This window comes from Streptomyces sp. WG5, from assembly GCF_049974565.1.
Classification (GTDB): domain Bacteria; phylum Actinomycetota; class Actinomycetes; order Streptomycetales; family Streptomycetaceae; genus Streptomyces.
In genome coordinates this window covers 1-777 of sequence record NZ_JBNGGC010000151.1, presented here as the reverse complement: position 1 = coordinate 777, position 777 = coordinate 1, and the positions used below count along the sequence as shown (strand labels likewise).

Genomic DNA, 777 nt, shown 5'->3' with positions numbered 1-777 from the left:
TCCCGGTCCGACACATCACACGCCACCACCGTGACCCGCGCACCCAGCCCGGACAACTCCGCCACCAGCTCAGGCGCCCCCGCGGCCCGCTCACCCCGCCGACTGGCCAGCACCAGATGCCGCACCCCGTACGAACGCACCAGGTGCCGCGCCACCACACCGCCCAGACCACCCGTACCACCGGTGACCAGCACCGGACCCTCCACCACAACCACATCCGCGGCAGCCCTGCGGCGCACCAGACGGGGAACACGCACCACCGAACCCCGCACCGCCAACTGAGGCTCACCAGTCGCCACCGCACCCGCCAGCACACCGAGATCAAGACCCAAGCCGTACTCGAGATCGACCAAGGTGATCCGGTCCGGATTCTCCGACTGCGCCGAGCGGACCAGACCCCACACCGCCGCACCCGGCAGGTCGACCACCGGATCGCCCGAGCCGGTCGTCACCGCCTGCCGAGTGACCACGACCAACCGGGACCCGCCCAACCGCTCCTCACCCAGCCAGCGCTGCACCTGCTCCAGCACCCACACCGTGACCTCATGCGCCAACCCCACAACCGGGCCTTCAGGATTGTGAGGTACGCCCAGTACGACACACTCAGGCACCGGCGTGCCACCCTCGACCGCGGTGACCAGAGCAGCCAGGTCCGCGTACTCCACACCAGCACTCGCGTCCGGGCCTACGACCGTCCACCCACCGGTGCCCGGGACCTCCCCGGCAAACTCCACATCGGACCACTGCGGCGCGAGCACCACCGAGTCCTGCGGCCCG

The 777-nt window shown here is 70.5% G+C and carries 2 protein-coding genes; one reads left to right on the top strand and one right to left on the bottom strand.

Annotated features, from left to right (window positions below; translation table 11 throughout):
- Window positions 1-641 (bottom strand): KR domain-containing protein (locus ACP4IX_RS36320; RefSeq protein WP_426558932.1); only part of this gene is annotated, 641 nt, incomplete at its 3' end.
- On the opposite strand from ACP4IX_RS36320, the gene ACP4IX_RS36315 reads away from it, so the two are divergent.
- Window positions 546-777: hypothetical protein (locus ACP4IX_RS36315; RefSeq protein ID WP_426558934.1), on the top strand; the 232-nt coding region annotated here is incomplete at its 3' end. The two genes, ACP4IX_RS36320 and ACP4IX_RS36315, sit on opposite strands and share 96 nt — an antisense overlap.